Origin of the sequence: Sphingobium xenophagum NBRC 107872, assembly GCF_000367345.1 — a bacterium.
GTDB lineage: Bacteria > Pseudomonadota > Alphaproteobacteria > Sphingomonadales > Sphingomonadaceae > Sphingobium > Sphingobium xenophagum.
In genome coordinates this window covers 87,794-114,288 of record NZ_BARE01000016.1, presented here as the reverse complement: position 1 = coordinate 114,288, position 26,495 = coordinate 87,794, and the positions used below count along the sequence as shown (strand labels likewise).

The window sequence follows — 26,495 nt, the reverse complement described above, 5'->3', positions numbered from 1 at the left end:
GACGAGGCTCAACGACCAACAATGATGATAGAGGCAAAATTTTATTCAGGATCAATGCCGGCCGCTGGTCGTTGACGAGATGCTGTTAAATTCGGGGGCGTTCATGGCCGATCTTGTGAAGACCTTTTTCAAGGCCGCTCGATTGGCGCGCAAGGGACGCCCGATCTCTGCGGCCCTGGCGATGAGCGATAGCGTCACCCCATCGGTCCGCCCGGCTCGCAAGCGGGCCAAAAAGGCCAAGCAAGCCTCGCCACGGACGACGGTGCCGGTCTTGCCCCGCCCCGCACCGGGCAGCTTCATCACGCAAGAGTTCCACTGCAAGCACGGTACCTTGGCTTATAAGTTTTACACACCGCACGGTTCGGCTCGTCGACGCATGCCGCTCGTGGTGATGCTGCACGGCTGCTCGCAATCGGCTGCGGATTTCGCTGCCGGAACGGGCATGAACGCGCTCGCCGACGAACTTGGTTTCCTCGTGCTGTATCCCCAGCAGTCTCAACGCGCGAACCTGGCGCGCTGCTGGAACTGGCACAATCCCGCTCATCAAAAACGCGGTCGCGGAGAACCGGCGGTCATCGCCGCCCTCACCCGCCACGCAATGGCCCTTGGCCGTGCCAATCCGGCCCGCATCTATGTTGCCGGGCTATCGGCAGGCGGGGCAGAGGCGGCCATCCTCGCAGCAGCCTATCCTGACATCTTTGTTGCAGTGGGCATCCATTCAGGCGTAGCGCATGAGGATGTCCAGTCCCTGCAAGGAGCGATTGCCGCCATGCGCGGCGATACGCGGCCTCGTCCGACAGGAAAGGTCCGGCGGCCGTTGCCGACGATCGTGTTCCATGGCGACCATGATCGCGTGGTGCACCCTTCCAATGCCGGCGCGTTTCTGCGCGATCTTGAACGATCCAACCCTGGCCAACTTGTCACTAAATCCGTGTCTGGCCGTTCACAAGGCGGCCGGGAATTTACGCGCAGGATTTATAGATCAATGGCCGGGACCGTGCTGCTCGAGGACTGGACGGTCCATGGTGGGGGCCATGGCTGGTCGGGAGGACGCGGCGGCTCCTTCACCGATCCGGCAGGGCCTGATGCATCCAGGGCCATGCTAGACTTCTTCCTTGCCATTCGACGCAGGCCTTAAAATGACGTTTTTCTGCCGATTATCGCCCAAATTTCTGTCACCAAATGCAGTCCTTCCGCTTAGCTGGACCGGAGCGTGCTTGCCGACGATCTCTACATTCCATTCGGGGAAGTGCGGCTCGTTCGCTGGAGGCTTTGCGGGCTTGTTCAGTTCGATTGGAATCCATGTATGACCAATGTTCAACCCTCCATCGATCTCGATCGCCTCCGGCATATTATCGGCAGCCTGAGCGAAGGGGTAATCCTGGTAGATGCCAACCAGGCCATCATATGGGCGAACGAGGCAGCGCTTCGGATGCACGGCGTCGATGACCTGAGCGGCCTTGGAAAGGATGTCGACGATTACAGGGAGCGCTTCCAGTTGCGGTATCGCAACAAGCATAGACTGGGAGAAGGCGATTATCCGATCGACCGCGTCATTGCTGGAGAAGCCTTTGATGAGGTCATCGTGGAAGTCATCCCGCGAGATGAGGAGGAGCCGCGATGGATCCACCAGATCCGCAGCCTTATCCTCACCGATGGGGACGGCAATCCTGACCTTCTCGTGCTTGTTATCCAGGATGTGTCGCTGCGTTTCGAGGCGGAGCAGCGCTTTGAACAGACATTCAATGTCAATCCTGCGCCTGCCGTCATCATGCGGCTGGCCGACCAGCGCTATGTGAAGGTCAATCAGGGCTTTTTGGACCTCACAGGTTATCAGAAGGATGAGGTCCTTGGTCGCAGCCTCTACGAAATCGATATCCTCAAGGACGCGGAAAATCTCGACGCGGCCAAGGACAGGCTACGCGAAGGGCGGACCGTCCCGCAAATGCAGGCGGATATCGAGCTGCCCGACGGCGGACGCAAGCTGGTGATCGTTGCCGGACAACCCGTCGAACTGGATGACGAGCCATGCATGCTCTTTTCCTTCGCAGATCTTGAGCCGCGCAGGCAGGCGGAGAACGAATTGCGGCACAGCGAGGAGCGGTTCGTCACGACGTTCCGTCTGGCGCCGATAGCGATGGCGATCACGACCTGCGACGAGGGCACATTATGTGACACCAACGACGCTTTCCACCAGCTTACCGGCTGGTCATCGGACGAGGCCATGGGCAAGACCATGCAGGCGCTCAATCTGTGGAAGGATGCGACCTTCCTGGACACAGCTGCGGAAGAGCTGAACGAACGGACGGCCTTTCGCGGCAAGGATGCAACGGTGCGCACACAGGAAGGCGGCTTGACGGAATGTCTCGTCTCGGCCGCCTCCATCTCGCTGCGGCGGGACACCTGCATCTTGTGGGTTATCCAGGACATTCACCAACGGCGCCATAGCGAACTGGAACTGATCGGGGCGATTGAAGCGGTGATGAAGGACACCAATTGGTTCAGTCGAACCGTCGTCGAAAAGCTTGCCAATTTGCGAGCCCCCCATGGCGCCCCTCGCCCGGTCGAGACCAGTGAACTTACCCGGCGGGAGAAGGAAGTGCTCAGCCGCTTGTGCGAAGGCGGTGATGACACGGTCATTGCCAGGGAGATGGGTGTTTCGCGCAACACGCTCCGCAATCATGTGGCACGCGTCTATGCCAAGATTGGGGTCAACCGACGTGCCCAGGCCGTGTTGTGGGCGCGGGAGCGCGGCTATCCGCTGAAGCTGCCGATAAACTGACTTATTGGTGCAGAACTACTATACGATTTGGTATTTCCGTATCTGCCACGCTTAAGCTGCCCACCCTATTTCTCCATCATCGGCGCCGCTTTGGCGCGCCATGACGATGGAGGATCATATGAACGAGAACCGGATCAAGGGCGATGTGCGCCAGGTGAAGGGATCGATCAAGGAAGCGATCGGGAAGATCACAGGCGACCGTAAAACGCAGGCGGAAGGTGCTGCGGAAAAGATGGGCGGCAAGGCGCAGGCGAGCGCGGCCGAAACGATCGAGGCCGCCATCAAAACGCTGAAGAACAAGTAAGCGCCGCTTCTATCCCCCTCCCCCAATGATCAAAAAACAGGAGGCTTCCATGGCAACGACCATGAACGATCCGCATTTCGACGTCCGCGTCACCCCGCGCATGAGCTGGTCGGCGCTGCTCGTCGGCACCGTTGTCGCACTCTCGATCGAATTGATGCTGGGCTTGCTGGGTGCAGGCATCGGCTTTTCGAGCCTGGATCCAGCCGGCAATGATGGCCCCAGCGCCGGCAGCCTGGGTATCGGCGCCATCATCTGGTGGACGCTGAGCACGGTGATAGCGCTGGGCGCAGGCGCCTTCGTCGCCGCGACAATCTCTCATACACGGCGTCCGATTGACGGCGTCCTGCACGGCATCGCCATTTGGGGTCTGACCCTGCTGCTGACCTTCTACCTGCTCAGCTCCGCGATCGGCGGCCTGGTGGGTGGCGCATTCCGTACTGTGGGTAGCCTCGCCACCGCAGCAACGACCGGCGCGAGCGTCATTACGCCCACCGTGGCCAAGGCCGCAGGCATCGACAAGGCGGATATCGACGCGCAGGTCAGCGCATTGCTGGACGACGCCCCCGATAACCCCGCGCAGATGACGCCGGAGCAGAGCCGCAAGGCGATCGTCGCCGAACTCCCCGGCATGGCGCGCGGCGGCGCGGAGGGCCAGGAAGCGGAAAATCGTATCGCGGCGATTATCGCGGTCCAGCAAAAGATCAGTGAAAGTGATGCCCGCGCCAAGGTGGAAAAAGCCCGGCAGGACTTTCTCTCCGCCAAGAGGAGTGCCGTAGACACCGCGATCGACGCAGGAACGAAGGGTGCAGACTATGCTGCAGGTACCGCTTTCGCAGTGTTTCTCATCATGCTGCTCGGTGCGGGCACGGCCGCAGCGGGGGGTGTCGTCGCGACCCGGCGTAACCTCTGACCGATCCAACCATCCTTAAATCTGACTGGAGCATAATCATGAACAAGCACGACATAATGGGCACCATCAAGGACAAGGCCGGCGCACTGGAAGAGGGCTTCGGCACTCTGACCGGGGACAAGGCAACCCAGCGACGCGGGCAGGCCCGCCAGCTTGAAGGGCAGGCGGAAGCGTTGCTGGGGACAGTGATCGACGAGGCTCGTGCCTTTTATCGGGCACACCCCGTCGTCAGCCTGCTCGCAATCGGGTCAGCAATGCTCGCCCTCATCCCCGCCCTCAAGGGCAAAGGCTGAAACATCTGATGGGAAGAAAGGACAAGACCATGAAGAAGACCACCCTTGCAATGGCGGCACTTGCCGCTCTTGGCCTCACCGCCTGCAACACGGTGGAAGGCGCAGGCAAGGATCTGCAATCCGCCGGTAGCGCCGTGACCCAGGCTTCAGGACAATCGGGGAAGTCCAGATAAGTCCTGATCCGCAAAATGGAGAAAACGGCGCGGGCCACTCGCGCCGTTTTTCTCGCTTGCGCGGCCTTAGCCTTTGCCTTTCCAGGCAAGGCGATTGGTTTGGTCCGGCCCCCCTATCGCCTTTCCCTGGGCTTCGTCATCCCAACGGGCGGCAGCTGATCCAACTTCATCATCAGATCGGCAAATATGTCGTCACGCGAGATCGGGAAATGGCGTTGAAAGCCGTCGCCCAGCCTCTTTAGGTCCCGCTCGGTCAGGAACCCTATCGACACGATCCTGTCGGACATGATGCACTCTCCTCAGCCCGCCAACAGCTGACGTTCCTGTAAGTGCCAAAGATTCCACTTGCGTCATAATCTGACCGGCGAAAGTCTAGACGGCGTGGACAAATTTGAGCCAGTATCTGGCGGTGGCAAGATGGACCATGCCGAGGAAGCTGTTGGCAAGCTGGTCGTAGCGGGTAGCTATGGCCCGGTTGATCTTGAGGTGCCCGAACATGCGCTCGATGCGGTTGCGCTGCTTGTAGAGCGCCCGGTCATACTGGATTTGCAAGCGGCGGTTTGAACGGCCAGGAATGACAGCCTTGATCTGCGTCGGCACCCTAATCCTGCTGTCGGGGGCGCGGCTGTTCATGCGTCGCTGGGCGCGAACTCCTCGGTTTCGCCTTCGACATTGAAGCGCAGGCGATAGCCGATCCCCAATTCATTGCCGATGATCCGTGGCCGCTGGGGATCGGTTTCCAGCTTCTGTCGCAACGTGCGGACCAGCACACGCAGATATTCGACATGATGCTCCCGCTCATTGGGCCAGACATGCGCCATGATCTGCTCATGCGTAATGACGCGGCCGGGGAATTTGGCGAGTTGCACCAGCACGGCATATTCCTTAGGCGTCAGGTGCACTTCCTTGCCCGCCTTGAGCACGGTGCGGGCAAGCAGGTCGATTTCCACGTCCCCGGCCCGCACCAGCGCCATGCCGCCATCCTTGGTCATGCGATTGCGCAACGCCACGCGCACGCGGGCCAGCAATTCCTCCGTATCGAAAGGTTTGGTGAGGTAATCGTCCGCCCCCAGGTCCAGCGCCGTCACTTTCTGGTCGGTCGCGTCGCGGGCGGACACGATGATGAGCGTCGTATCGGACTGCTGCTTGAACAGCGGCACCAGTTCCAGCCCGTCCCGGTCGGGCAAACCCAGATCCAGAAGGCTGATGTCTGGGCGTTCGTTCTGAAGCATTTCCAGCGCCTCTCGCGCATTCTCCGCTTCGACGGTCGCATAGTCGGCGCGCGACAGCGCGACCTGGATCAGCTTGCGGATATGCGGCTCGTCATCGACGATCAGCACCTTGTGACGGATTTTCATATGATATCCTCGTGCGGAAGCTCGGTGATGATCAGCGCGTGCGGGATGATGATAGTGAAGCAGGCGCCGAACGGGTCAGGATTATTGGTCGCAGACACGCTCAGGCCCATCGCTTCGGCGAAACCCTTGACGATTGCGAGGCCAAGGCCCGTGCCATGCTTGACGCGATCCGACCCTTCCAACCGTGTAAAGGTATCGAACACCCGGCTTTCCGCACCCGATGGGATGCCCGGCCCTTCGTCCAGCACGGACAGAGTGATCGCATCGGGCAGGCGCCGTCCGCGAACGATGACAGGGGTACCCGGATCGCCATAGCGCCCGGCATTGTCGAGCAGGTTGATGAGGCAGTGGTGCAGCAGCGTGGGGTCCACCCGCACCAGCGGAATGTCGGGCAGGATGTCCACCTTCACCTCATGCCCGATCAGGGACTTGCGCGTGTCATGAACCGCGCCGGCCACAGCGTCGAAAAGGTCGGTCGGTTCCACCTTAAGCGGCAGGGCGCCCGCCTCTACCCGCGCCATGTCGAGCAGATTGGCGACGAAGCGATTGAGCCGTTGGGCCTCAGCATCCACCGTGTCGACCAGTTCGGACGGATGTTGTCGCTTCAATTCATGCATGGCGGAGATGATGGTGGTGAGTGGCGTGCGCAGGTCGTGGCTGACCGACGAGAGCAGCGCTGAGCGTAGCCGGTCGCGCTCGCGAATTTGCCGCGCGTCCAGCATTTCCTCTTCGAGTGCCATGCGATCGAAAGCGATGGACGCCTGATCGAGCAGGCTCATGAGCAAAGGTATCTGGTCGGACCGCAGCGGCGCGCCGGCATCCTCACGCGCCAGGCCCAGCACGCCCAGCACGCCCCTGGTCGTGCGCAGCGGATGAAAAAGCCAGTCGGATGCGGTCAGCGTGGACGAACCGCGCCCTGCGGGCTGTTCATTGTCCATCGCCCATTGTGCGGCGGCCCTCTCAATCTGTTCCAGCCGGTCTTCGGGCGGGAAAGCCGCACGCAGTTCAGGACCATCGCGCGACGGCAGAAGCAGCACAGTGCGAACCGACAACAGGCGCGACACTTCGGCGCAGATGGTCTGCATCAGCTCTTCCTGGCTGGCCGATGCCGTCAACTGGCGCGAGAAACCGGCAAGCGCCGCGTTCTGGCGCGCACTCGACTGGGCAAGATCCGCCTGTGCCCGGACGCGAGCGGCGAACTGGCTGGTCACGATGGCGACACCCAATAACACCAGAATGCTGATGACATTTTCGGGATTGTTGACAGTCAGCGTGCCGGTGGGCGGCAGGAAGAAGAAATTATAGGCGAGGCTGGACAGCAGCCCGGAAAACAGGCCTGCACGCAGGCCGAAACTGGCCGCAGCGAACATGACGGGGATCAGGTAGAGCAAGGCGATATTGCCCAGATCGATGATCTCTATCAGGAGCCGACCAAGCGCCGTCATGCCCATGATCATCAGCGTCGACCAGACATAGTCGATCGGCTGCCCCCAACCCTGCCCGACCATCTGGGCCAGGCTGCGCGGGCCGCGGCCCGGATCGTCGCCGGGCAACACATGGATGGCAACATCGCCGACCTCGCGCACCAGTTTGTCGACCACGGAGCCATGGCGCAGTTCGAACCACCAGGAGCGCGTCGACTTGCCGATCACGATCTGGGTCGCGCGTGCGTCGCCAAGATAGTGCCGCAGCCCCTCCACTACCGATGGCGCGGAAATAGTCGCTGTCGTCGCGCCCAGCCGGGAAGCGAGCGCCATGGTGTCGGCCAGTTGCTCGCGTTCCTGCGCTGTGAAGGCCAGGCTGCGCTGCGTTTCAATATGCACTGCCGCCCAGGGGGCCTTGAGCGCGTCAGCCAGCCGCTTGGCTGCGCGTACCAACCCCTGCGCGCTCGGCACTTCGCTGATCGCGACAAGGATGCGCTCGCCCGCCGCGAAGCTGCCCGCGAGTGCATGGGCGCGGACATAGTCGAGCATCTGCGCATCGACCGCCTGCGCGGCACGGCGCAGCGCCATCTCGCGCAGCGCCGTCAGATTGGACTTGGAAAAGAAATGGCCGAGCGCCCGCGTCGCTTCCTGCGGGATATAGACCTTGCCGTCTTTCAACCGTTCGATCAGTTCGTCGGGCGGGATGTCCACCACCTCGATCTCGGCCATCTCCAGAATCGAGTCCGGTACCGTCTCTCGTACCCGAACGCGGGTGAAGGAGGCGACGACGTCGTTCAGGCTCTCCACATGCTGAATATTGACCGTGGAGTAGACATCGATACCGGCATCGAGCAGTTCCTCAACATCCTGATAGCGTTTGGGGTGGCGGCTGCCGGTCGCGTTGGTGTGGGCGAGTTCATCGACCAGAACGAGGGCTGGCCGCCGTTCCAATATGGCGTCGATGTCCATCTCGCCCAGCCGATGGCCCATATGGTCGATAGAGCGTCGGGGAATGATCTCATGACCCACGAGCAACGCCTCGGTCTCCTTGCGACCGTGGGTCTCCACGACGCCAACCACGACATCGATTCCGGCCTTGCGCCGCTGCATCCCGTCGGTCAGCATTTCATAAGTTTTGCCCACGCCGGGTGCCGCGCCAAGAAATATCTTGAGGCGGCCACGACCTTCCTGCGCCGCCTGACGCAGGAAGGCTTCGGGATCTCGGCGATCAGGATCGTTCATTAGCGCTTGGTAGCGCCGATCTGGTCCAGGCGTCGATTGATTTCCAGCACATTGACCCGCGGTTCGCCAACGATGCCGAACAGCGGCTGTTGGATTCCGGCTTCAACCAGTGCACGAACCTTGGCGGTTTCGATTCCGCGAACCCGCGCGATCCGCTCTACCTGATAATAGGCGGCCTCTGGGCTGATGTCGGGATCCAGGCCCGATCCGGATGCCGTCACCAGATCGACGGGGATCGGCTTGCCCGGATTGGCCTTGGCCAGCGTTTCGCTATCCGCCTTCACCCGGTCCACAAGCGCCGCGCTTGTCGGGCCAAGGTTCGAGCCGGAGGAAGCGAGACCGTTGTAGCCATCGCCAGCCGCGGAAGGGCGCGAGCTGAAATAGCGGTCGGACGCGAAGCCTTGCCCGATCAGCATCGAACCCACGACCTTGCCATCCTGCTCGATCAGACTGCCATTGGCCTGAGCGGGGAACAGCATCTGGCCGATGCCGGTCAGCGCCATCGGATAGGCCAGACCGAGTAGAATGGCGAAAAGCATCGTCATGACCAGCGCGGGCCGAAGTGATGTGATTATGTCCTTGTTCATGTTCTTGTTCCTCAGGCGAGGCCAAGGCCGTTGACGGCCAGGTCGATGAGCTTGATGCCGACAAAGGGGGCCAGCAGGCCACCAAGGCCATAAATGGCGAGGTTACGCGCCAGCAGCGGCCCGGCACCGATCGGCCGGTAAGTGACGCCCTTCAGGGCCAGCGGCACCAGGAAGGGAATGATCAGCGCGTTAAAGATGATCGCGGACAGGATCGCGCTTTGGGGTGTGGCGAGGCCCATGACATTGAGCACCCCCAGCCCCGGATAGAGCACCACGAACATGGCCGGGATGATCGCGAAATATTTCGCCACATCGTTCGCGACCGAGAAGGTGGTCAGCGCGCCGCGCGTCATCAGCAATTGCTTGCCCAGGCCCACGACTTCGATCAGCTTGGTCGGATCGCTGTCCAGATCGACCATATTGCCCGCCTCGCGCGCGGCCTGCGTGCCGGTGTTCATTGCGACACCCACATCCGCCTGTGCGAGCGCCGGCGCGTCGTTGGTGCCGTCGCCGCACATGGCAACCAGGCGCCCCCCTTCCTGTTCCTTGCGGATCAGCGCCAGCTTGTCCTCCGGGGTTGCCTGGGCGAGAAAATCGTCCACGCCCGCCTCAGCCGCGATGCTGGCGGCAGTCAACGGGTTGTCGCCGGTGATCATCACCGTGCGGATGCCCATCTGCCGCAACTCACCGAAACGCTCGCGAATACCGGCCTTGACGATATCCTTGAGGAAAATGCAGCCCAGCAGTTCTCCATCCTTTGCGACGGCCAGCGGCGTGCCACCAGCGCGGGCAATCTCGTCGCTGACGCGGCGTAGTTCGGTTGCGGCGGCTGTCGTTGCGGCGGCAGGATAGGCGCGCAGGATAGAGTCCACCGCCCCCTTCTGGATCGTCGAGCCATTGAAGTTGACACCGGACACGCGGGTTTGCGCGGTGAAAGGAATGACTTCCGCCCCCGCAGGCAGCGCAGTGGCGGTCTGGCCGAACTTGTCACGCGCGAGAACCACGATCGAACGGCCTTCAGGCGTTTCATCGGCCAGGCTGGCGAGCAGCGCGGCCTCGGCAAGGCCCGCCTGCGACGTGCCGCCCACGGCTCGAAATTCGGTCGCTTGGCGGTCGCCCACCGTAATCGTGCCGGTCTTGTCGAGCAGCAGCACGTCGATGTCGCCGGCTGCTTCCACTGCACGACCCGACTTGGCGAGCACATTGAAGCGCACCAGGCGGTCCATGCCAGCAATGCCGATCGCCGACAGCAGTGCCGCAATCGTGGTCGGGATCAGCGTGATGAGCAGTGCGGCCAGGATCGCCACCGGGATCGATCCGCCTGCATAGCTGGCAAAGCCCGGAATGGTGCCGACCGCGATCAGGAAGATGATAGTGAGGCCCACGAGCAGCAGCGTCAGCGCGATCTCGTTGGGCGTTTTCTGACGTTCCGCGCCCTCCACCAGCGCAATCATCCGGTCTAGGAAACCCTGCCCCGGATTGACAGTGACGCGCACCCGGATCTCGTCGGAAATGACGCGCGTGCCCGCCGTCACGGCGGAACGGTCGCCGCCCGCCTCGCGGATCACCGGGGCGGATTCGCCGGTGATGGCCGCTTCGTTGACGGAGGCGACGCCGGACACGACTTCGCCATCGGCGGGGATAAGGTCGCCGGTCTGCACCAGCACCACGTCACCCATTTTCAGGACGCTGGCGGCGACGCTTTCGTGCGCGTCGCCATCGCCCTTCAGGCGCTTGGCAGTCAGTTCCGCCTTTGTCGCACGCAGCGAGGCGGCCTGCGCCTTGCCGCGCCCTTCAGCCAGCGCCTCGGCAAAGGTACCGAACAGCACCGTGAGCCAGAGCCAGATGACCAGTTGCAGCTTGAAGCCTGCGGCCAGCCCGTCCTGCCCGACCGCGAGCAGCACGGTCAGCAGGACGGCCACGACGGCGGTTGTGAACATCACCGGGTTGCGGATCAGTTCCCTGGGGTTGAGTTTGCGAAATGCGTCGCCGATCGCGGGCACGATCAGGTCAGCGGTAAAGAGCGATTTGGACGCAGTGCGTGCCATTTATGGGCTCCAATCCTTAGAAAGTCTGGCCGTTGATCATCGCGACATGATCGGCGATGGGGCCAAGGGCGAGGCTGGGCAGGAAGGTGAGGCCGCCGACGATCAGGACGATGCCGACCAGAAGGCCAGTCCACAACGGTCCGGTCGTCGGAAAGCTGCCCGCCGTTTCGGGCGTGTACTTCTTCGCAGCAAGGCCGCCTGCGATCGCCAGCATCGGCACGATGACGCAGAAGCGACCTATCCACATCGCGACGCCCAGCATGCCGTTGTAGAAGGGCGTGCCCGACGTCAGGCCGGCAAAGGCCGAGCCATTGTTGCCCACAGCGCTGGTGAAGCCATAAAGTATCTCGCTGAAGCCATGCGGCCCCTTGTTAAGCGGTCCGGCAAGGCCAACCTCCAGCACTGAAGCGATGGCGGTACCCCCCAGGATGATGAGAGGCAGCACGGCAATGGCGAGCACAGCCAGCTTCACCTCCCGGCTCTCAATCTTCTTGCCGACATATTCCGGCGTCCGACCCACCATCAGGCCCGCGACGAACACGGCCAGGATGGCGAACAGCAGGAAGCCATAGATGCCAGCGCCCACGCCACCGATCACGACTTCGCCCAACTGGATGTTGAGCAGCGGGATCATGCCGCCCAGTGCGGTGAAGCTGTCATGCATCGCATTGACCGCGCCGCATGAAGCCGCCGTGGTCACAACCGAAAAGAGCGCCGAAGCAGCGATGCCGAAGCGGACTTCCTTGCCCTCCATATTGCCCCCGGCGATACCGAGATTGTGGAGGATCGGGTTGCCAGCCGCTTCCTGCCAGTAGACGATGGTGACGCCGACCAGAAAGATGATCATCATCGCAGCCAGGATCGCCCAACCCTGGCGGACATTGCCGACAGCCTTGCCGAACGTGTAGGTCAGGCCGACACCGATCGAGAAGATCGACAGCATCTGTACCAGATTGGTGAGCGCGGTCGGGTTTTCGAACGGGTGCGCGCTGTTCGCATTGAAGAACCCGCCACCATTGGTGCCCAGCATCTTGATCGCTTCCTGACTGGCGACCGGACCCAGCGCCAGCGTCTGCTTGACGCCTTCCAGCGTGGTGACGTCGACGGATGCGGCAAAGGTCTGCGGTACGCCACTGGCGATCAGATAGATCGCATAAACGATGCTGATTGGCAGCAGCAGGTAGAGCGTCACGCGGGTCACGTCCGCCCAGAAATTGCCGATGCCCTTGGCTTCCCGACGCGCAAAGCCGCGAAACAGGGCGAAGGCCAGCGCAATGCCGGTGGCGGCCGACAGGAAGTTCTGGATCGTCAGCGCCAGCATCTGGCTGAGGTTGCTCATTGCCGCCTCACCCGAATACCACTGCCAATTTGTGTTGGTGGTAAAGCTGACGGCGGTGTTGAACGCTCCGTCCGCACCGATACCCGCATAGCCAAGCCCATTGAGCGGCAGCACGCCCTGAAGGCGCAATACCGCATAGGTGAAGAGCAGCAGCGCCGCGTTGAAAATCAGCATATGCACCGCATAGCGGCGCCAGCCCTGCTCCTCGTTCGGGTTGATGCCGGCGAGCTTGTAGAAGCTGCTTTCGATCGGCCCGAATACCGTGTGCAACGGTGTGCGGCGTCCTTCATAGAGGGCAAAGAGCCACAGGCCCATGGGCTTGGCCAACGCCAGCAGGATGCCGACAAAGGCCAGGATCAAGATCCATCCCTGTAATGTCATTACGTGCGCCTCCCGATCAGAAGCGTTCGGGGCGTGCGAGCACGGCCACCAGATAAAGAAGAAGACCGACTGCGGTAATCGCGGCTAGCCAGAGGTCGATGGTCATGGCCGGCCCCCTTATGCATTATCGCAAAGGGCTGCATAGCCAAGCGTCGCCGCCAGCAAGCCCAGGGTGAGGCCGATCCAGAGGATGTCCTGCATGTAAAATCTCCCGCACGGCGTCGGGGTCGCAGGAAGCGCGGCACCGAGTCGTGTGCAGCGTTTCAACTAGGGCAGGCCCGCGTTTGAATTCGAGAGCGGGAAAATAGCAAACGCATAGTATTTGCATATGATCGGCGTATTTTTGGTACGAAGGTCGCTAGGATGGGGCGTTCTGCCGCAGCTTGTCCGATGCCTGGCCGCTGGGGCGGTGCCCAGCAAAACCAAGATTGGTTGGTTGAGGTTCACGAACGGGACGGGATGTCTGTAGTCGTTCGCATCCCATGAGATGCCATCCCAATATGCTAATGCAAATGACTTGCAGAATCGGATGTGCATGGCTAGGCAGCGGGAAACCGAAAGGGGAACCCGCTCTCTCATGCCTGCCTTGCTGACCATCCTCGCCGCCACCGCTGCCGCCGTCCCGGCCGCCGAAGCTCCCAATGTGCCTGGGGAGACGGAGATCATCGTCACCGGCGCGCGCACTGAGGGGCAGGATGATTATGCGGTGAAGAAGCAAACGACGACAATGCGCTTCCGGCTGTCACAGCGTGAAACGCCGCAGTCAGTCAGCGTCGTTACCCGCGCGCAGATCGAGGATTTCCAGCTCAACGACATCAACGATCTGCTCAAGACTGTACCGGGCGTTCAGGTGCAGGCGCAGGAGACCGACCGTATCTATTATTCCGCCCGCGGTTTCGACATCCAGACCTTCCAGATCGACGGCATCGGCCTGCCCTTCGCATTCGAGGTGCAGACAGGGTCGATCGACACGGCAATCTATGATCATATCGACGTAGTGCGCGGCGCGCCGGGGCTGCTTTCCTCCACTGGCAACCCTTCCGCCGTCGTCAACTTCATCCGCAAGCGCCCGACCAGACTATTTCAGGTGAGCGGCAGCGCCCAATATGGTTCCTACGATCATCTGCGCCTCGACGCCGATGTCAGCGTTCCCCTGAACAACGACGGCAGCATCCGCGCCCGCGCGGTAGGCGCCTATCTGGACGAGGACAGCTATCTCGACCGCTACGGCCTGCGCCGCTGGACTGGCTATGGCATCGTCGAGGCCGATCTTGGCCCGCAGACGACGCTGACGCTCGGCTACGGTCATCAGGACCATCAGAGCCGCGGCGCGACCTGGGGGGCGCTGCCGCTCTACTATACCGACGGCACCCGCATCGACCTGCCCCGATCGGCCAATAGCGGCCCCGACTGGGCTGGCTGGAACGTCATCGACCGTCAGATTTTCGGCGACATCGTCCATCATTTCAACGACGACGTGGGATGTACCCTGAGGATCTCACTGACATTTGATCCATTTGATCGACATCCATCCGGCGGAATGGTGAAGGGCAGCATCCGCCCCGTTGCAGACGTTCCCAATGGTCGTCATCCCGGCGCATGCCGGGACCGTGGGCTGTCTTTAGAAGCAGCCTCACGTCCGGGCGCCCTGGCGATAGCTATCGCCTCAAGACTTGCCCACGGTCCCGGCATGCGCCGGGATGACGGATGACCGCGCCCCACCCCAAATCAGCCGTCACCCTGAACTTGTTTCAGGGTCCATCAATCCGAAAGCCCAGTTTATGATCGGCCAACCGAGATGGCGGCACGAGCCACCACGCTCCGGCACCAATCGCCCGATGGATCCTGAAACAAGTTCAGGATGACGCAAGGCGGGGGCGCGATGTCCGCTCCCCACCCCTTCTTGCCGTTTCGCTTAGGGTGTCATTTCGCCCTCAGCCGGAACCGACCCCTGTGTTGGCTCCAGGCCGATGGCTGCCAGGTTGCGCGCAGCCGCCTTCAGCGTCGGGTCGAGGGTGTTCGTATCGCCCTTGTCCGCAGGATGGATTGGCGCTGCGACGATTACGCCCGTGTCGAGGTCGACCGCATGCTCGGGCTTGTAGCCAAGCCGGGTGGAACCGTTCTTCATCCGGGTGACCTTGGCGTCGGGATCGGTCGGCTCTCCCAATCCGCGTTCGACAGCTTCTTGCCCGTGCGCTTGCGATCGAGGCGCACCAGGTCGTCGGCCGTGGGCGTTTCAATGCCGCTTTCCTTGGCCATCCGCGTCAGCATTTCGCGATACGTCTCGCCGGTGTCGCGCTTTACGATCGTGCGCAGCACCGCATTGGCTTCCATCGTCGAGCCATCCACGCCGATCCGTTCTGCCTTCACCAGCTCATGATTTGCCACGAGCCCCAGAACCCAGGCAAATATCTGGTCGTTAACCTCGTGCGGCAGCCGGCTGCGGGTCTTCGACATCCAGCTATGGTCGGGGACTTTCTCCCGCGTCGTCAGCCGCAGAAACTCGCGCAGCGACAGCGGGTCCGAACACCGCCACACAATCCCACGCTCGGAGTGAATGCCTCCGAAATAGCCGATCAGCAGCATCCGAAAGTAGCGGCCGGGCGGCACCGATGGCGCCCCCATCCGAGGCGCGTAGTATGCTTGGCAGGCCTCTTCCACAAAGCGGTCGAACCCAGCATCCACCAGCAGCTTCTGAAGCTTGTCGTAAAAGGCGTGCCCGGGAGAGCGCGGTATATCCGACCACGACACGGTCAGATCCGGCTGCACATCACCATCACGCCTCATCGCCATCGCTACAGTCCGCTCGCCTCGCCCTGCCAAGGCTGAATCAGATCACCCCGACTTCGTCAACGGGCTGTTAGGGCACGATGAATGCCCTGTTCCTCATGGATTTTGCCGAGAAGACCCATCGCGGGCTCCGAGGCCGCATCGAGAAGGGAATCTGGCGGTAGCCTTTGTTATGGCTATTATGTAGTGCGGCGCTTCTCCAGCGAGGGAGAAGCGGTCCACGGTGAACGGGGCATCAATGCCGCCGAAGCGGAAGTCATTCGCCAGGTTTTCCGACAGTTCGCAAACGGCCTCAGCCCTCATGCAATTGTCTGTAGGCTGAATGACACGGGGATTGCGGCGCCGATGGCCTGCGCGGGGAAGACAGCATCGCCGAATTGTGTCGCAAGGAATGCATCGCGCAAAGCCTGACTACACTTGGTCGAAGGAACTCACGAAAGCGGGCAAGCGCCGCCTGCCCGCGACACTGCCCGTGCCGCGACCACCGGTGAGATGCAGGACCTGCGCCGCAAAGTCCGCGTATTGACGGAATGCCTGGCCGACCACCTGACGCTGGACAACCGCCTGCTCAAAAAAAGCACGATCGCGGATGGGGGCGGCTACGAATGAGGACCATCCGATATCGCACTCCAATTGCGGCATTCGCATTGGAAGGCATTTCGTCCCAAAAGCCGAAGTGCCTAGTCTGCATATGCTACCTAGCCGGTTATTTTTCGACCAGCCGGGTCTCTCCACGGCCGGGCTTGGCTCGTGGGACAAGCACCCTTTTCGAATGCAGAGGACGTGCGCCCTACTCTGCCGTTTGCGAACCGGCGAGCGGGACGCCGCCGGAACTTTCATTTACAATTGCGTGGCGCCGCTTTTGAGGGCCGTTGCGAGAACCCAGTCGCGAAATGCTTTGACCGACGGAATCTCCGCACGGGCCGGGTTTACGCTCATGAAGAACTTGTTGCCTGTGCGAATCTTCAACGGAAACGGCGAGACGAGACGACCGGCGCGCATATCGCCTTCGATGAAAGCCGTCTCTCCAAGGGCGACGCCCAGTCCGCTGACGGCGGCTTGCATGGCCAGCGAACCGTCCCCGAACCTGAGGCTGCGAGAGGAGAGTTGCGTATCGACACCGGCGGCATTGAACCACTGACGCCAAAGGGTAAGGCCGTGGAGACTGTACAAGAGGGTGTGCTGCAGAAGGTCGCGTTCGTACTTGATGCCGGAAGGACGCTCAAGAAGTGCCGGGCTGCACACGACCTGAAGTTCTGTCTCGAACAGCAAATAGCTGTATTGAGACGACATATCGATGATATTATAGTGCAGGGCGATATCGACGTCCTCGATATCGAAGTTCACTTCTTCCATCAGTGCCATCTTGGTAGACAATTCGATCTCCGCGCGTGGATGCGCGCGCGTGAATTCCGTAAGACGTGGCAGGAGCCAGTCCCTGCCAATACCCGGCAAGGAGGTGACATGAACATGGCGAGGATTAGACCCCTCAATAATCCTTCGGCTGGCATCCTCTATCACGTCCAGCGCCGGGCGGATCCGGGCGGAGTACTGCTTGCCAGCTGGGGTAAGTTCGATCTCGTTATGGTGCCGCTCGAACAGCAGTTCGCCGAAATACGCCTCCAGGTTCGCTACGTGCCGGCTGATCGCGCCGGGGCTGACGGATAGCTCAGACGCTGCCGCAGTGAACCCCCCGCAACGCGCTGCGGCGTCGAACGCCTTCAATGCGTTCATTGGGGGAAGCTGACGATTACTTGCCATCGAGGTCCTTTGCTTCGTCGTCATCGATAGGACCGGCGGGTTTGACCGCCTGGCACGCAAGCTCGACTAGCAATCTTGTAGGGCTGCGGCACTGGCAAATCAATCGGCGAGCCGCAGGGTAATCGCCCGACGGCGTGGCAGCAGCAGCTTTTGTGAGTCAGCGCGCCCAGATTTTAGCGTGGCGAGCGCCTCGAAACTGGAGCAGTCCTTTATCGACGTCAATGCAGCGCCCAGCCAGACGATCGTGTCGGATCGTTCTGGGAAAGGGGCTCCACATGGCCTGAAGCACAAATGTGCCGGGCGAGTGCGGACGCAAATTTAGGAGGGGGAACTTTACATGCGCCACAGACATCTTTTCCTGGCAGGGATAGCAAGCACCTTTACCGTCTCTGTTGGGGGCCATGCCCAAACGGAGCCTCAGTCCCCGAAAGAGGCAGTTCTCGAAGAAATTATCGTCACGGCCCAACGCCGGTCTGAGAACCTTCAGAAGGTGCCGATCGTCGTCAGTGCGCTGACCGACAAGGCCGCTGAAGAACGCGGCGTGGACGGGCTCGTCGAGCTCAACGCAGTGGTGCCGGGCTTTCAGTACAATCGGAGCACCAATGCGGGCCTAGTATTCCTGCGCGGTGTGGGCCTGGGCACGGGTGCCGCAGGCTCGGAGGGCGCCGTCGCCTTCTACCTCGACGACGTGTATATCGCCAGCATCAGCGGAAATATGTCCGAGCTGACGAGTATCGACCGGGTGGAGGTGCTGTCTGGTCCTCAAGGCACATTGTTCGGACGCAATGCACTCGCGGGGGTCGTTCATGTTGTGACCAGGGAGCCCTCGGCGGCACCCCGTTTTGACGGCAGCATGACCTATGGCAACTTCGACACCATTCGCGCCGAGGCGTACGCCACGACGGCAGTCGCGGCGAACCTCTCGGCGGATATCGCGCTGCACTATCAGAACCAAAACGAAGGATGGGGCACGAACCGCGTAACCGGCGAAGACGTATTCGTCACCAACGGCAAATCAGCGCGTACGAAATGGCTGTGGCAGCCCAGCGACGCGACGAAGGTCACTTATAGCCTACTCTATGATGAGTATCGCAGTCAGGTCGGTCTCGCGACCCGCTTGCTCCCTGGCTCGCGCGGGCTCGATGGCATGACCACCGCGCCGAGCGATTTCTATGATGTGAGCCAAAACAGGCGAAGCGACTACGGCAACAAAGCGGTGATCAGCAGCCTGACAGCCGTGCAGATCATGGGCTGGGCGACGCTCAAGAACGTTATGGCCTATCAGCACAACCGGAACATTTTTCGGGCCGACTATGACTCCACACCCCAGATCCTCGTGGAGCAGGAGCCGGTTCGGGTATTCTCGAAAACCTGGTCGGACGAGTTGCAGCTGATTTCTCCGGAATCGTCGAAGGTGAGCTGGATCGTCGGGGCATTCTTCCTGAAGAACAGTTCAGGCTATGATCCCGTCCGGATCATAATCTCCCCGCCCAGCGCAGCCCGCGGCGCATATTACGATATCAACAGCACGGTGATCACCAACTCCTATGCCGTTTACGGTCAAGCGGCATTCGACATTTTCCGGGATGCGCGTGTGACGCTTGGGGCGCGATATACCAAGGATCGCAAACATGTTTTCGGAGCGAGCTATCCGCAAGCAGGTGCGGTCTTCGGCGCCGGCGATCAGAAGGATTCTTGGGGCAAGCTCACCTATCGGGCGGCGCTTGACTATCAGCTCACTGATCATCTTATGGCCTATGTGAGCTATAGTCGCGGCTTCAAGGCAGGCGGCTTCAATACCGCAGGGCCCGGCGACCCCTCCTTCAGTCCGGAGGTCATCGATGATGTCGAGGCCGGCGTGAAATCAGAGCTGTTGCAGGGCCACCTTCGACTGAACGCAGCGGCATTCTATTATGACTATAAGGATATGCAGGTCCGGGTGGTCGTCCAGGGCCAGCTGATACGCATTCTCAACGCCGCCAATTCGCGGATCAAGGGTGTCGATCTCTCGTTCGACGGCATCGTCACGGACAATCTCAAGATTCAAGGCGCATTCGAGTGGCTCGATGCGAAATTCCTCAACTTTACGGGAGCGCCCGCAACCCGGCGCAATCCGGCCGGCGGCAACACCACCGTCGTGACCGAACTTTCCGGCCGGCCCTTGTTTCAAGCACCCGAATTCACCGCCACATTGGGCGCGCAATATACGGTCGATCTGGCAACCGGTTCGCTCCAATGGAGTGGGAACTATCAGTATAATGATGGTTATAACTGGACGCCGGAGGTCGATGATCGAACTCGGCAGAAGGCATACGGCGTCGTCAACATGGCACTGCAATATACGCCGCCGTCCGAAAAATGGTCACTCCGGCTCTGGGGCAAGAACATCACCGACACGAAGTACGACGCTTTTGTGCAGACCTCCGCCATCGGAGACTATGGCAGCCCGGCGCCACCGGCGACCTATGGCCTCACGCTCGACGTTCATCTTTGAGATAGGTCAGCCCGCATATGATTTATGAACTGCGCCGGTACGCTTTGGCCCCCGGTTCCATGCCGATCATGCATCATCGCATGACAGTTGAACTTATGCCGATGTTCAGGAAGCACGGTTTTGAGGAAATTGTCGGTGCCTGGGAAGCCGTCAGCGGTCCCGGGATACCCATATATGTCTGGATGCTCGCCTGGCCGGACTATCAGACCCGCGCCGATGCCTGGCGATCGTTTCTGCCGGATTGGGCAGCGCTGCGAGCGCGCGACCCGTCACTCGAGATCAATCGAAATGCCGAAGTGACGATCATGGAGCCATGGGCCGACGCAAGGTTCAAATTCTGTTCATCCGCGACGTCCCTGGATGACCTGTGGCTGTTCCGACTGCGCGCACGGGCCGGTACAGAGTCCAAGCCGGTGACCTTTGCAGCGGAGGCCGCGGCGCTGGAAGGCGCGGGCGCGACGCTGTTCGGCGGGTTCGATCTCGCCTTCGGTTCACTACCGCAATCCGCATTGTTCGTCAGCTGGCCGGATGCCGCCACGCGACGAACCGGTCTCCGCGCCTATGACGACGACGCACCGCTTCAAGCGATCCGGACCTCAGCGACAGGCACATACCCAGGTCTGGTCGATTCAGTGGACAGATATATGCTCGAGCGAGCAAGCTATTCCCAGATACCTGGCAACCCGCCTCCCCGCTGAAGCGGCCGCTCAACGTATCCGCGCGTTTACCGCCCGGCTAGCGAGGGCGGAAACCAACACCCGCCAGCAGACTGGGCCGCCCGAACCGGTTCGCTGAACCGAGCATCCGGGGTCAGCCATCGGCGTGGTCTCGTCCCAAGGCGGAAGCGCGAAGTTGGGCCAGGACACCGGTCCAGCGCGATAACTCGTCAAGCAACCTGCCGGCGACCTGCCGGGACGTATCCTGCGCATTCACTTGTCCATTCGCATCAAGATGCTGCGAAAAATTCGGAAACAGGACGGATTCAGGCATTGGCATCATGCGCAATGCATTCGTGCTCAGTCGCAGCGTCTGGATCGCGCGAGCGCCACCAGCGAGGCCACCATAGCCAACGAAACCTGCGGGCATATAGGCCCATTCCCGCGCCAGATAGCTCAGGGCATTGACGGCCGCGGGCGGCGGACCATGATTATATTCGGGCGAGACGAACACCACCGCATCAAGGGTCATCACGATCCCGCTCCAGGCTCGCGTATGATCGTGCGTGTACTCGCGCAGACTCGGAAGCTTCGGTTCGTCGAAGAGCGGCAGGTTGAGCTGGGCCACATCGATAAGGGTCACATCGAAAGCCCCGTGCGCGGTCGCAGCCTCAGCGAACCAGGTCGCAAAGGCGGGACCGACCCGGCCTGGCCGGGTGCTGCATATGATGACACCGAGAAGCGGCATGACAGGTTTTATTCCTCTGTAAGCGATGAAGTCGTGAGGGGTGCCGCTAGCGCTGCACTGGTTTCCTCAGCGACAAGCCGGGCATAGGCCGAGCGCACTGCGAACAACACTAACAAGCCAAGCGGAATGCAAGTGGCCGAGACTATGGCGAGCGCCAAACCGATCTTGGCGGGATCCTCATAGATATGATCGCTGACCAAGGCCACCACGGTCGGACCGACAACAAAGGCGATAATATTCATCATCAACAATTGAAAGGGTGCCGCCAGCCGGGCGGGCAGCCGGTTGAGAGCAATCGCCTGAACAGCGGTCGCTGCCAGCGGTTGGATCATTCCCCAGCCGAGGCACATACCGGCAAGCGCAGCAGCGGCCCACCCGCCGTCCGGTGCCAGTGGCCCGAGCGCAGCAAAAGGAAGGGCGAGCAAACCGCCGGCGAGGCTCACGCGGATAACGGCATCCTGCCGGCCCCGGGCCTGCTGGATCTTGACGCACCACCCAGCGAACACGACGCCCCCGCCGGTGAAGATCAGGACCATGGCTCCAAAGAACATGCCCACAAACGCAATGTTCCAGCCATAAGCCCGGGTCATCCCGGCAGGCGTCCAGGTGAGGTAGCAAGCGAACGCAGCCGCAATGAGGCCATAGCCTAGTCACCTGGAACTGAAGTAAGCTACATTGTATATGCTTCTTGTTGAGCGCAGAAGGCATGGATGGTCGGGCGTCAGGCGGACAAGTTGGTTTTGAGTGCAGCTGATCGCATGTTCCTGGAATCGCAGGTTCGGCGTCATAAGGCCCCGCGTTCACTATCGGACCGCTGCCGGATGGTACTGCTGTGCGCGGACGGGCTGCAGAGCAAGGAGGTTGCCGAGCGACTTGGGGTTCACGAGCATACGGTCGGCAAATGGCGTCGCCGTTTTGCGCAAGCCGGGATTGAAGGCCTGACCGACGAGTATCGGGCGGGCCGTCCGCGCACGGTGAGCGACGCGCAGGTGGCGCAGGTGATCGAGCGCACGCTGAACACCACGCCCAAGGACGCGACGCATTGGTCAATCCGTTCGATGGCAGCCGAGGTCGGACTATCGCACACCACCATCCGGCGCATCTGGGGCGCATTCGGTCTGCAGCCACATCGGTCGGAGACGTTCAAGCTGTCGAGCGATCCGCTGTTCGTCGACAAGGTGCAAGACATTGTCGGTCTTTACCTGTCGCCTCCGAACCGCGCGGTGGTGCTATGCGTAGACGAGAAATCGCAGATCCAGGCCCTCGATCGCGAGCAGCCGGTCCTGCCCATGGCGCCTGGTGTGCCCGAGCGGCGCACCCATACCTACGTCCGCAACGGCACGACATCGCTGTTCGCCGCGCTCGATATTGCCACCGGCGCCGTGATCGGAAAATGCTACAGGCGACATCGCGCGACCGAGTTCCTCGACTTTCTCAAGCAGATCGATGCAGCCATGCCTGAAGGCCTTGAGGTCCACCTCGTGATGGACAACTATGCCACTCACAAGACGCCCAGGATCAAGGCCTGGCTGGCACGCCGCCCGCACTGGCACGTACACTTCACGCCGACGTCGGCATCGTGGATCAATCAGGTCGAGCGCTGGTTCGCCGAGTTGACGCGCAAGCAGTTGCAGCGAGGCGTCCACCGATCAACGGCCGAACTCGAAGCCGATATCGTCGCTTTCATCACCGCTCACAACGAAAGACCCAAGCCCTACAAGTGGGTCAAATCCGCCGACGATATCCTCGCCTCGGTTAGGCGCTTCTGTCAGAAAACAATGAGCCGAACTTCGGATTCAGGTGACTAGAATGAGCAACAGGAAGGAACCGCCATGGCGGCGAAGAAACGTAACCGCATATATGGCAGCACCATCCAGCGCCCTCCCGGCGCCCTGCCGCGCCGGTTCGCGCAACGCCAGGACCACTGGCGTGAGCAAGGCGCCGGGCAAAGCGACGATAATGAAGGCCAGTTGCCATCCATGCAGCTCACGGACCAGCGGGAGCTTTATCGAGGGCACGTCGGTCGCCCATTGCGTCACCCCACCGCCAGCGATCAAGACCGTACCGATTCCAAGAATGGTTCCAACGCTGAATACCGCGATTGCAGGCGCGCGGCGCTCTGGCGGGAAACTGTCCAAGATCATCGAGTAGGCGGCGGGCGCGAGCTCCGCCTTCCCCATGCCGACGCCGACGCGCGCGGCGAACATCCGGTCATGTTCGATGCAAAGCCACAGGCCGCCGCCATCGCGCTCCACGCCACCAAGCTGACCCCAATGAGATTCCTGCGGGAGGCCGGTCCGCGATCTAGGCCAGAGGAATGCCCATTGTAGTATAGAAGAGAATGAAGGCGAGGCCCGCCAACAGACTGAACTGGGTGTCACTGATGTGGAGGTCGTGCTGAATGGGTCCGACCAGCAGGGAAAGAATCTGGCGATCGACAAACGCGAGGGCGGAGGCGGCCAGTAGGACGACCACGGTCGTCCAGGCTCGAACCGGATGCGGCCATGGCGGCTGAAGCCGATCAGCAGTTGCCGCCGCATCTCCTTTATTGGATGGCACTGCGACGAATGTCGTACCTGCTGCAAATCCTGCCCCATGACCGCCCCTTCGCAACCCGGTGATCGAGCACAAAGTGTGCGCCGACAGTAGCGATTGGGTCGCCGAAATCGCCGTCAATTTTGTGCGGGACAGCCCTTCATTTTCTGAGGATACCAAGTCCTGGAAGCCACGCCGCAGCCAGAGCAGGGATGCGCGACGATCGGGTCTTGTCGCGCAACAGATCCTCTCGCGCAGCGAGCCCTCCCGTTCGGCCTTGGCAAGCGCACCGATCAAGTCTGCAAGCGTGATGAACGAGACGCTTTTGCCGGCTTTGACGGCTTCCGGACCGAGTGCGCTGGCAAGGTGGCTTTTGCAGGTGCCAGGCGGCCCCAGCAGGTGGACGACCTCGCAGCGCGCGACGAAGTTCAGTTCGGCCAGCGCCAGGATGCGGGCTTTGTCGAGCGAGGGCTGGAACGAGAAGTCGTATCCGGTGAGGGTTTTGACAGTATTGAGCCGGCCCATCCGCAAAGCGGTCCGGATCCGCCGATCCTCGCTGTTGATGGCGGAGTAAAATGCCCCGGAACGGACATTTGAAAATTCCCCACTTCTTCTGATTGGCCCTTGTCCGGGGCGAGCCCCGGACAAGGGCCAAAACAAAAATATCGGGCATGATCCTCCTGACGGGAGGCGCGCCACGATGAAGAAGCTTGGAGATCTGATAATGATCCTGGATTTACATCGCCAAGGTCTGAAGGTGGCCGTTATCGCCCGCCAGGTCGGGATCGACCGCAAGACCGTCCGTAAATACATCGCGCGTGGCCTCGAGGTGCCGACGTACGGGCCCCGGCAGCCAAGCGACCGCTTGCTTGACCCTTGGATGGACTATTTGAAGGCGAGGCTTGAGGCCTATCCGGGTTTGAGCGCGCGGCGCCTTTTGCGCGAGATTTGCGAGCGTGGTTACACCGGCGGCTACAGCACCGTACGCGATACGGTGCGCGCATTGCGACCGGCAGGCGGCGGCAGCCCCTTCGCCGTGCGCTTCGAGACGCCACCCGGGCAACAGGCACAGGTCGATTTTGCTCAGTTCCGGGTGCGATTTACCAGCGCGCCGGACAGCGTCCAGATCGTGTGGTTGTTCTCGATGGTGCTCGGCTTCTCCCGGCTGATCTGGGGGCGCTTCGCCCAGCGTCAAACGATGCAGACCGTATTGGCGTGCCACAGAGCCGCGTTCGAGGCGATCGGCGGCGTGCCCCGGGAAATCCTCTACGATCGTATGAAGACGGCCGTTCTGGGCGAGGATGAGGATGGTCGCGTCGTTTACAACCGGACGCTCGGCGAGTTCGCTCGCCATTACGGCTTTCTGCCAAAAGCCTGCCGCGCCTATCGGCCCGAAACCAAAGGCAAGGTCGAGCGGCCGTTCCGCTACATCCGTGAAGACTTCTTCCTGGGCGGCACGTTCCGCGATCTCGATGATCTCAACCTCCAGTTCGGAAACTGGCTTGGCAACGTCGCCAACCCGCGTGTTCACGCCTCCACCGGTCGTGTTGTCAACGAGGCGTTCGCCGAGGAGCAGCCGACACTGCAGCTCTTGCCGCTGATCCCGTTCGGCGCGGTTCTCAAGCTCGAACGGAGGATCAGTCATGAAGGCATGGTGAGCGTCGGCGGCAATTATTACTCGGTGCCCGACGCGACACGACGGCGCGTGGTCGAGGTCCACAGCCTGGCGGACGAAATCCAGATCTTCGAAGACGATCGGCTGATCGCACGACATCCACTGCTCGAGGGGCGGCGACAGCGCTCGCTTCTGGAAGGCCACCGGCGCCAATATCGGCCCAAAGATGAAAACCCGATCCCGCATGGCTTCACCGGTGAACTGGTCACGCGCCGCTCACTCGACTTCTACGCCGCCATCGGTCAGCAACTGGCGGCATCGGGAGCAACAGCATGAACTCGCTTCTTCCCGATCCGACAGCGTCGCTGCTTGATCGCATCAAGATCAGTATGGTCGGCCTCAAAATGCCGCGCGCCATCGAGGTCGTCGACATCTGCGTCTCCCGCCTCGATCGCGGCGAGATCACCGGGCTAGAGCTGGTCGAACAACTGCTGCTCGAGGAGGCTTTGCTCCCCTGCCTTGGCTGCGGATAGTCGGTATTGCCGGTATTGCCTTCCTGGGCGGGTTTCCATCTGGCCTCGCAGCCGTTGCCATCTATCACATCACGCCCAACCAGTTCCGTGGTCAGGTCACTGCCATGTATCTGATGACCGGCACGCTTGTCGGCTTCGGGGTTGGGGTAACGCTCGTCGCCGCGATCGCCGATTATGTGTTTCGCGACGAGCACGCGATCGGGATGTCCCTGGGACTTGTCGTAGCAGCGGCCGGCCTCATGGCGGCCGGGTTGCTGCACGCAGCGATGAAGCGGCCCGACAAGGACTGGGATTGACCGGAGAGACTGCGCTTTTCACAGTTCATCGGGACGCAGGTAGACATGGGGAGCCAGTTCCAGCGCGATCCGCGTTTCAATTCTCCCCCCCCCCGTAGCCATCGATGGCGCACTGCATTTTGCCGACCTTGGCCGGTTCAAGCAACGCCCAAGCAACGCCGCAGATATTTCGCCTTTGGCGTGAGGATTGGTGTAAACAACCTTCGCTTAATCAAATCAGATAGTT

General features: G+C 61.4%; 28 protein-coding genes and 2 pseudogenes. 15 read left to right on the top strand and 15 right to left on the bottom strand.

Annotation, left to right across the window (positions count from 1 at the left end; genetic code table 11):
• The first annotated feature begins 103 nt into the window (after positions 1–103).
• From SX1_RS09295 to SX1_RS09270, 6 genes are all read left to right on the top strand, one after another.
• Entirely contained in the window at positions 104–1,138 is a 1,035-nt protein-coding gene (locus SX1_RS09295) for an extracellular catalytic domain type 1 short-chain-length polyhydroxyalkanoate depolymerase (protein WP_255209726.1), read from the top strand.
• Between the two features lie 168 nt (positions 1,139–1,306).
• Entirely contained in the window at positions 1,307–2,782 is a 1,476-nt protein-coding gene (locus SX1_RS09290) for a PAS domain S-box protein (RefSeq protein ID WP_019052784.1), read from the top strand.
• A gap of 118 nt (positions 2,783–2,900) precedes the next feature.
• Entirely contained in the window at positions 2,901–3,086 is a 186-nt protein-coding gene (locus SX1_RS09285) for a CsbD family protein (RefSeq protein WP_026149624.1), read from the top strand.
• 49 nt (positions 3,087–3,135) lie between these two features.
• Positions 3,136–3,996: a hypothetical protein gene (locus tag SX1_RS09280; protein ID WP_052310904.1), complete on the top strand. Its 861-nt coding sequence runs from the start codon at positions 3,136–3,138 to the stop codon at positions 3,994–3,996.
• A gap of 38 nt (positions 3,997–4,034) precedes the next feature.
• Positions 4,035–4,289, top strand: a complete 255-nt coding sequence (locus SX1_RS09275) for a CsbD family protein (RefSeq protein WP_019052781.1) — start codon at positions 4,035–4,037, stop codon at positions 4,287–4,289.
• A gap of 29 nt (positions 4,290–4,318) precedes the next feature.
• A complete protein-coding gene (locus SX1_RS09270; protein WP_026149623.1) occupies positions 4,319–4,462 on the top strand; it encodes an entericidin A/B family lipoprotein in 144 nt (47 codons plus the stop codon).
• Positions 4,463–4,575: 113 nt separating this feature from the next.
• Here SX1_RS09270 and SX1_RS24215 read toward each other — a convergent pair whose 3' ends face one another.
• From SX1_RS24215 to kdpF, 8 genes are all read right to left on the bottom strand, one after another.
• Positions 4,576–4,749: a hypothetical protein gene (locus SX1_RS24215; RefSeq protein WP_019052779.1), complete on the bottom strand. Its 174-nt coding sequence runs from the start codon at positions 4,747–4,749 to the stop codon at positions 4,576–4,578.
• Positions 4,750–4,834: 85 nt separating this feature from the next.
• On the bottom strand, positions 4,835–5,062 hold the full coding sequence (locus SX1_RS09260; RefSeq protein WP_217996406.1) for a transposase: 228 nt from the start codon (positions 5,060–5,062) through the stop codon (positions 4,835–4,837).
• 29 nt (positions 5,063–5,091) lie between these two features.
• Positions 5,092–5,820, bottom strand: coding sequence for a response regulator (locus SX1_RS09255; protein ID WP_019052777.1), 729 nt, complete (start codon positions 5,818–5,820; stop codon positions 5,092–5,094).
• Entirely contained in the window at positions 5,817–8,486 is a 2,670-nt protein-coding gene (locus tag SX1_RS09250; RefSeq protein ID WP_019052776.1) for a DUF4118 domain-containing protein, read from the bottom strand. The genes SX1_RS09255 and SX1_RS09250 overlap by 4 nt, the downstream gene beginning before the upstream one ends.
• A complete protein-coding gene (gene kdpC, locus SX1_RS09245) occupies positions 8,486–9,073 on the bottom strand; it encodes a potassium-transporting ATPase subunit KdpC (protein ID WP_019052775.1) in 588 nt (195 codons plus the stop codon). The genes SX1_RS09250 and kdpC overlap by 1 nt, the downstream gene beginning before the upstream one ends.
• An 11-nt stretch (positions 9,074–9,084) precedes the next feature.
• Positions 9,085–11,121, bottom strand: a complete 2,037-nt coding sequence (kdpB, locus tag SX1_RS09240) for a potassium-transporting ATPase subunit KdpB (RefSeq protein ID WP_019052774.1) — start codon at positions 11,119–11,121, stop codon at positions 9,085–9,087.
• 16 nt (positions 11,122–11,137) lie between these two features.
• Positions 11,138–12,841 (bottom strand): potassium-transporting ATPase subunit KdpA, encoded by a 1,704-nt coding sequence (kdpA, locus tag SX1_RS09235; RefSeq protein WP_026149622.1) that lies wholly within the window; start codon positions 12,839–12,841, stop codon positions 11,138–11,140.
• A 16-nt stretch (positions 12,842–12,857) separates the two neighbouring features.
• Positions 12,858–12,947 carry a K(+)-transporting ATPase subunit F gene (gene kdpF, locus SX1_RS22565; protein WP_019052772.1) on the bottom strand — a complete coding sequence of 30 codons (90 nt, stop codon included), beginning with the start codon at positions 12,945–12,947 and terminating at the stop codon, positions 12,858–12,860.
• Between the two features lie 471 nt (positions 12,948–13,418).
• Between kdpF and SX1_RS22560 the strand changes: the two genes are divergently transcribed.
• Positions 13,419–14,552, top strand: a complete 1,134-nt coding sequence (locus SX1_RS22560) for a TonB-dependent siderophore receptor (RefSeq protein ID WP_052310900.1) — start codon at positions 13,419–13,421, stop codon at positions 14,550–14,552.
• Between the two features lie 204 nt (positions 14,553–14,756).
• Here SX1_RS22560 and SX1_RS24655 read toward each other — a convergent pair whose 3' ends face one another.
• Together SX1_RS24655 and SX1_RS22555 are read right to left on the bottom strand one after the other, a co-directional pair.
• Positions 14,757–14,969 (bottom strand): transposase, encoded by a 213-nt coding sequence (locus SX1_RS24655; protein ID WP_052310899.1) that lies wholly within the window; start codon positions 14,967–14,969, stop codon positions 14,757–14,759.
• On the bottom strand, positions 14,966–15,634 hold the full coding sequence (locus SX1_RS22555) for a transposase (RefSeq protein ID WP_052310898.1): 669 nt from the start codon (positions 15,632–15,634) through the stop codon (positions 14,966–14,968). Before SX1_RS22555 ends, SX1_RS24655 begins: the two co-directional genes overlap by 4 nt.
• An 81-nt stretch (positions 15,635–15,715) precedes the next feature.
• Here SX1_RS22555 and SX1_RS23775 point away from each other — a divergent pair.
• Both SX1_RS23775 and SX1_RS22550 read left to right on the top strand, forming a co-directional pair.
• Positions 15,716–15,928 (top strand): annotated as a pseudogene (locus SX1_RS23775) (hypothetical protein); the annotation flags it as partial.
• Positions 15,929–15,975: 47 nt separating this feature from the next.
• Positions 15,976–16,242, top strand: a pseudogene (locus SX1_RS22550) (transposase); the annotation flags it as partial.
• A 229-nt stretch (positions 16,243–16,471) separates the two neighbouring features.
• On the opposite strand, the gene SX1_RS09205 reads toward SX1_RS22550, so the two are convergent.
• On the bottom strand, positions 16,472–17,365 hold the full coding sequence (locus tag SX1_RS09205) for a LysR substrate-binding domain-containing protein (protein ID WP_019052770.1): 894 nt from the start codon (positions 17,363–17,365) through the stop codon (positions 16,472–16,474).
• Positions 17,366–17,729: 364 nt separating this feature from the next.
• On the opposite strand from SX1_RS09205, the gene SX1_RS09200 reads away from it, so the two are divergent.
• On the top strand, positions 17,730–19,886 hold the full coding sequence (locus tag SX1_RS09200; protein WP_081609945.1) for a TonB-dependent receptor: 2,157 nt from the start codon (positions 17,730–17,732) through the stop codon (positions 19,884–19,886).
• A gap of 17 nt (positions 19,887–19,903) precedes the next feature.
• Positions 19,904–20,584, top strand: coding sequence for an NIPSNAP family protein (locus SX1_RS09195; RefSeq protein ID WP_019052768.1), 681 nt, complete (start codon positions 19,904–19,906; stop codon positions 20,582–20,584).
• 112 nt (positions 20,585–20,696) lie between these two features.
• Here SX1_RS09195 and SX1_RS09190 read toward each other — a convergent pair whose 3' ends face one another.
• Positions 20,697–21,290 carry an NADPH-dependent FMN reductase gene (locus tag SX1_RS09190; protein ID WP_019052767.1) on the bottom strand — a complete coding sequence of 198 codons (594 nt, stop codon included), beginning with the start codon at positions 21,288–21,290 and terminating at the stop codon, positions 20,697–20,699.
• A gap of 8 nt (positions 21,291–21,298) precedes the next feature.
• Positions 21,299–21,880 (bottom strand): MFS transporter, encoded by a 582-nt coding sequence (locus SX1_RS09185; RefSeq protein ID WP_026149619.1) that lies wholly within the window; start codon positions 21,878–21,880, stop codon positions 21,299–21,301.
• 120 nt (positions 21,881–22,000) lie between these two features.
• Between SX1_RS09185 and SX1_RS09180 the strand changes: the two genes are divergently transcribed.
• Positions 22,001–23,098: an IS630 family transposase gene (locus tag SX1_RS09180; RefSeq protein WP_019052766.1), complete on the top strand. Its 1,098-nt coding sequence runs from the start codon at positions 22,001–22,003 to the stop codon at positions 23,096–23,098.
• On the opposite strand, the gene SX1_RS24210 is transcribed toward SX1_RS09180, so the two are convergent.
• On the bottom strand, positions 23,087–23,545 hold the full coding sequence (locus SX1_RS24210) for an MFS transporter (protein ID WP_026149618.1): 459 nt from the start codon (positions 23,543–23,545) through the stop codon (positions 23,087–23,089). The genes SX1_RS09180 and SX1_RS24210 overlap by 12 nt on opposite strands.
• A 49-nt stretch (positions 23,546–23,594) precedes the next feature.
• Positions 23,595–24,638: an ATP-binding protein gene (locus tag SX1_RS23765; protein WP_086012670.1), complete on the bottom strand. Its 1,044-nt coding sequence runs from the start codon at positions 24,636–24,638 to the stop codon at positions 23,595–23,597.
• Here SX1_RS23765 and istA point away from each other — a divergent pair.
• From istA to SX1_RS09155, 3 genes are all read left to right on the top strand, one after another.
• Positions 24,526–25,776 (top strand): IS21 family transposase, encoded by a 1,251-nt coding sequence (gene istA, locus SX1_RS09165; RefSeq protein WP_019052765.1) that lies wholly within the window; start codon positions 24,526–24,528, stop codon positions 25,774–25,776. The genes SX1_RS23765 and istA overlap by 113 nt on opposite strands.
• Positions 25,773–25,973, top strand: coding sequence for a hypothetical protein (locus SX1_RS09160; protein WP_019052764.1), 201 nt, complete (start codon positions 25,773–25,775; stop codon positions 25,971–25,973). The genes istA and SX1_RS09160 overlap by 4 nt, the downstream gene beginning before the upstream one ends.
• Before the next feature lie 104 nt (positions 25,974–26,077).
• The gene (locus SX1_RS09155; RefSeq protein WP_019052763.1) at positions 26,078–26,269 is read left to right on the top strand and encodes a hypothetical protein; all 192 of its coding nucleotides are present in this window, start codon (positions 26,078–26,080) and stop codon (positions 26,267–26,269) included.
• The last annotated feature ends 226 nt before the right edge of the window (positions 26,270–26,495 follow it).

Coding starts and splice junctions, on each gene's coding strand:
- SX1_RS09295 (WP_255209726.1), top strand. CDS start 104: ATGGCCGATCTTGTGAAGACCTTTTTCAAGGCCGCTCGATTGGCGCGC.
- SX1_RS09290 (WP_019052784.1), top strand. CDS start 1,307: ATGACCAATGTTCAACCCTCCATCGATCTCGATCGCCTCCGGCATATT.
- SX1_RS09285 (WP_026149624.1), top strand. CDS start 2,901: ATGAACGAGAACCGGATCAAGGGCGATGTGCGCCAGGTGAAGGGATCG.
- SX1_RS09280 (WP_052310904.1), top strand. CDS start 3,136: ATGGCAACGACCATGAACGATCCGCATTTCGACGTCCGCGTCACCCCG.
- SX1_RS09275 (WP_019052781.1), top strand. CDS start 4,035: ATGAACAAGCACGACATAATGGGCACCATCAAGGACAAGGCCGGCGCA.
- SX1_RS09270 (WP_026149623.1), top strand. CDS start 4,319: ATGAAGAAGACCACCCTTGCAATGGCGGCACTTGCCGCTCTTGGCCTC.
- SX1_RS24215 (WP_019052779.1), bottom strand. CDS start 4,749: ATGTCCGACAGGATCGTGTCGATAGGGTTCCTGACCGAGCGGGACCTA.
- SX1_RS09255 (WP_019052777.1), bottom strand. CDS start 5,820: ATGAAAATCCGTCACAAGGTGCTGATCGTCGATGACGAGCCGCATATC.
- SX1_RS09250 (WP_019052776.1), bottom strand. CDS start 8,486: ATGAACGATCCTGATCGCCGAGATCCCGAAGCCTTCCTGCGTCAGGCG.
- kdpC (WP_019052775.1), bottom strand. CDS start 9,073: ATGAACAAGGACATAATCACATCACTTCGGCCCGCGCTGGTCATGACG.
- kdpB (WP_019052774.1), bottom strand. CDS start 11,121: ATGGCACGCACTGCGTCCAAATCGCTCTTTACCGCTGACCTGATCGTG.
- kdpA (WP_026149622.1), bottom strand. CDS start 12,841: ATGACATTACAGGGATGGATCTTGATCCTGGCCTTTGTCGGCATCCTG.
- kdpF (WP_019052772.1), bottom strand. CDS start 12,947: ATGACCATCGACCTCTGGCTAGCCGCGATTACCGCAGTCGGTCTTCTT.
- SX1_RS22560 (WP_052310900.1), top strand. CDS start 13,419: ATGCCTGCCTTGCTGACCATCCTCGCCGCCACCGCTGCCGCCGTCCCG.
- SX1_RS24655 (WP_052310899.1), bottom strand. CDS start 14,969: ATGAAGAACGGTTCCACCCGGCTTGGCTACAAGCCCGAGCATGCGGTC.
- SX1_RS22555 (WP_052310898.1), bottom strand. CDS start 15,634: ATGGCGATGAGGCGTGATGGTGATGTGCAGCCGGATCTGACCGTGTCG.
- SX1_RS09205 (WP_019052770.1), bottom strand. CDS start 17,365: ATGAACGCATTGAAGGCGTTCGACGCCGCAGCGCGTTGCGGGGGGTTC.
- SX1_RS09200 (WP_081609945.1), top strand. CDS start 17,730: ATGCGCCACAGACATCTTTTCCTGGCAGGGATAGCAAGCACCTTTACC.
- SX1_RS09195 (WP_019052768.1), top strand. CDS start 19,904: ATGATTTATGAACTGCGCCGGTACGCTTTGGCCCCCGGTTCCATGCCG.
- SX1_RS09190 (WP_019052767.1), bottom strand. CDS start 21,290: ATGCCGCTTCTCGGTGTCATCATATGCAGCACCCGGCCAGGCCGGGTC.
- SX1_RS09185 (WP_026149619.1), bottom strand. CDS start 21,880: ATGACCCGGGCTTATGGCTGGAACATTGCGTTTGTGGGCATGTTCTTT.
- SX1_RS09180 (WP_019052766.1), top strand. CDS start 22,001: ATGGTCGGGCGTCAGGCGGACAAGTTGGTTTTGAGTGCAGCTGATCGC.
- istA (WP_019052765.1), top strand. CDS start 24,526: ATGAAGAAGCTTGGAGATCTGATAATGATCCTGGATTTACATCGCCAA.
- SX1_RS23765 (WP_086012670.1), bottom strand. CDS start 24,638: ATGTATTTACGGACGGTCTTGCGGTCGATCCCGACCTGGCGGGCGATA.
- SX1_RS09160 (WP_019052764.1), top strand. CDS start 25,773: ATGAACTCGCTTCTTCCCGATCCGACAGCGTCGCTGCTTGATCGCATC.
- SX1_RS09155 (WP_019052763.1), top strand. CDS start 26,078: ATGTATCTGATGACCGGCACGCTTGTCGGCTTCGGGGTTGGGGTAACG.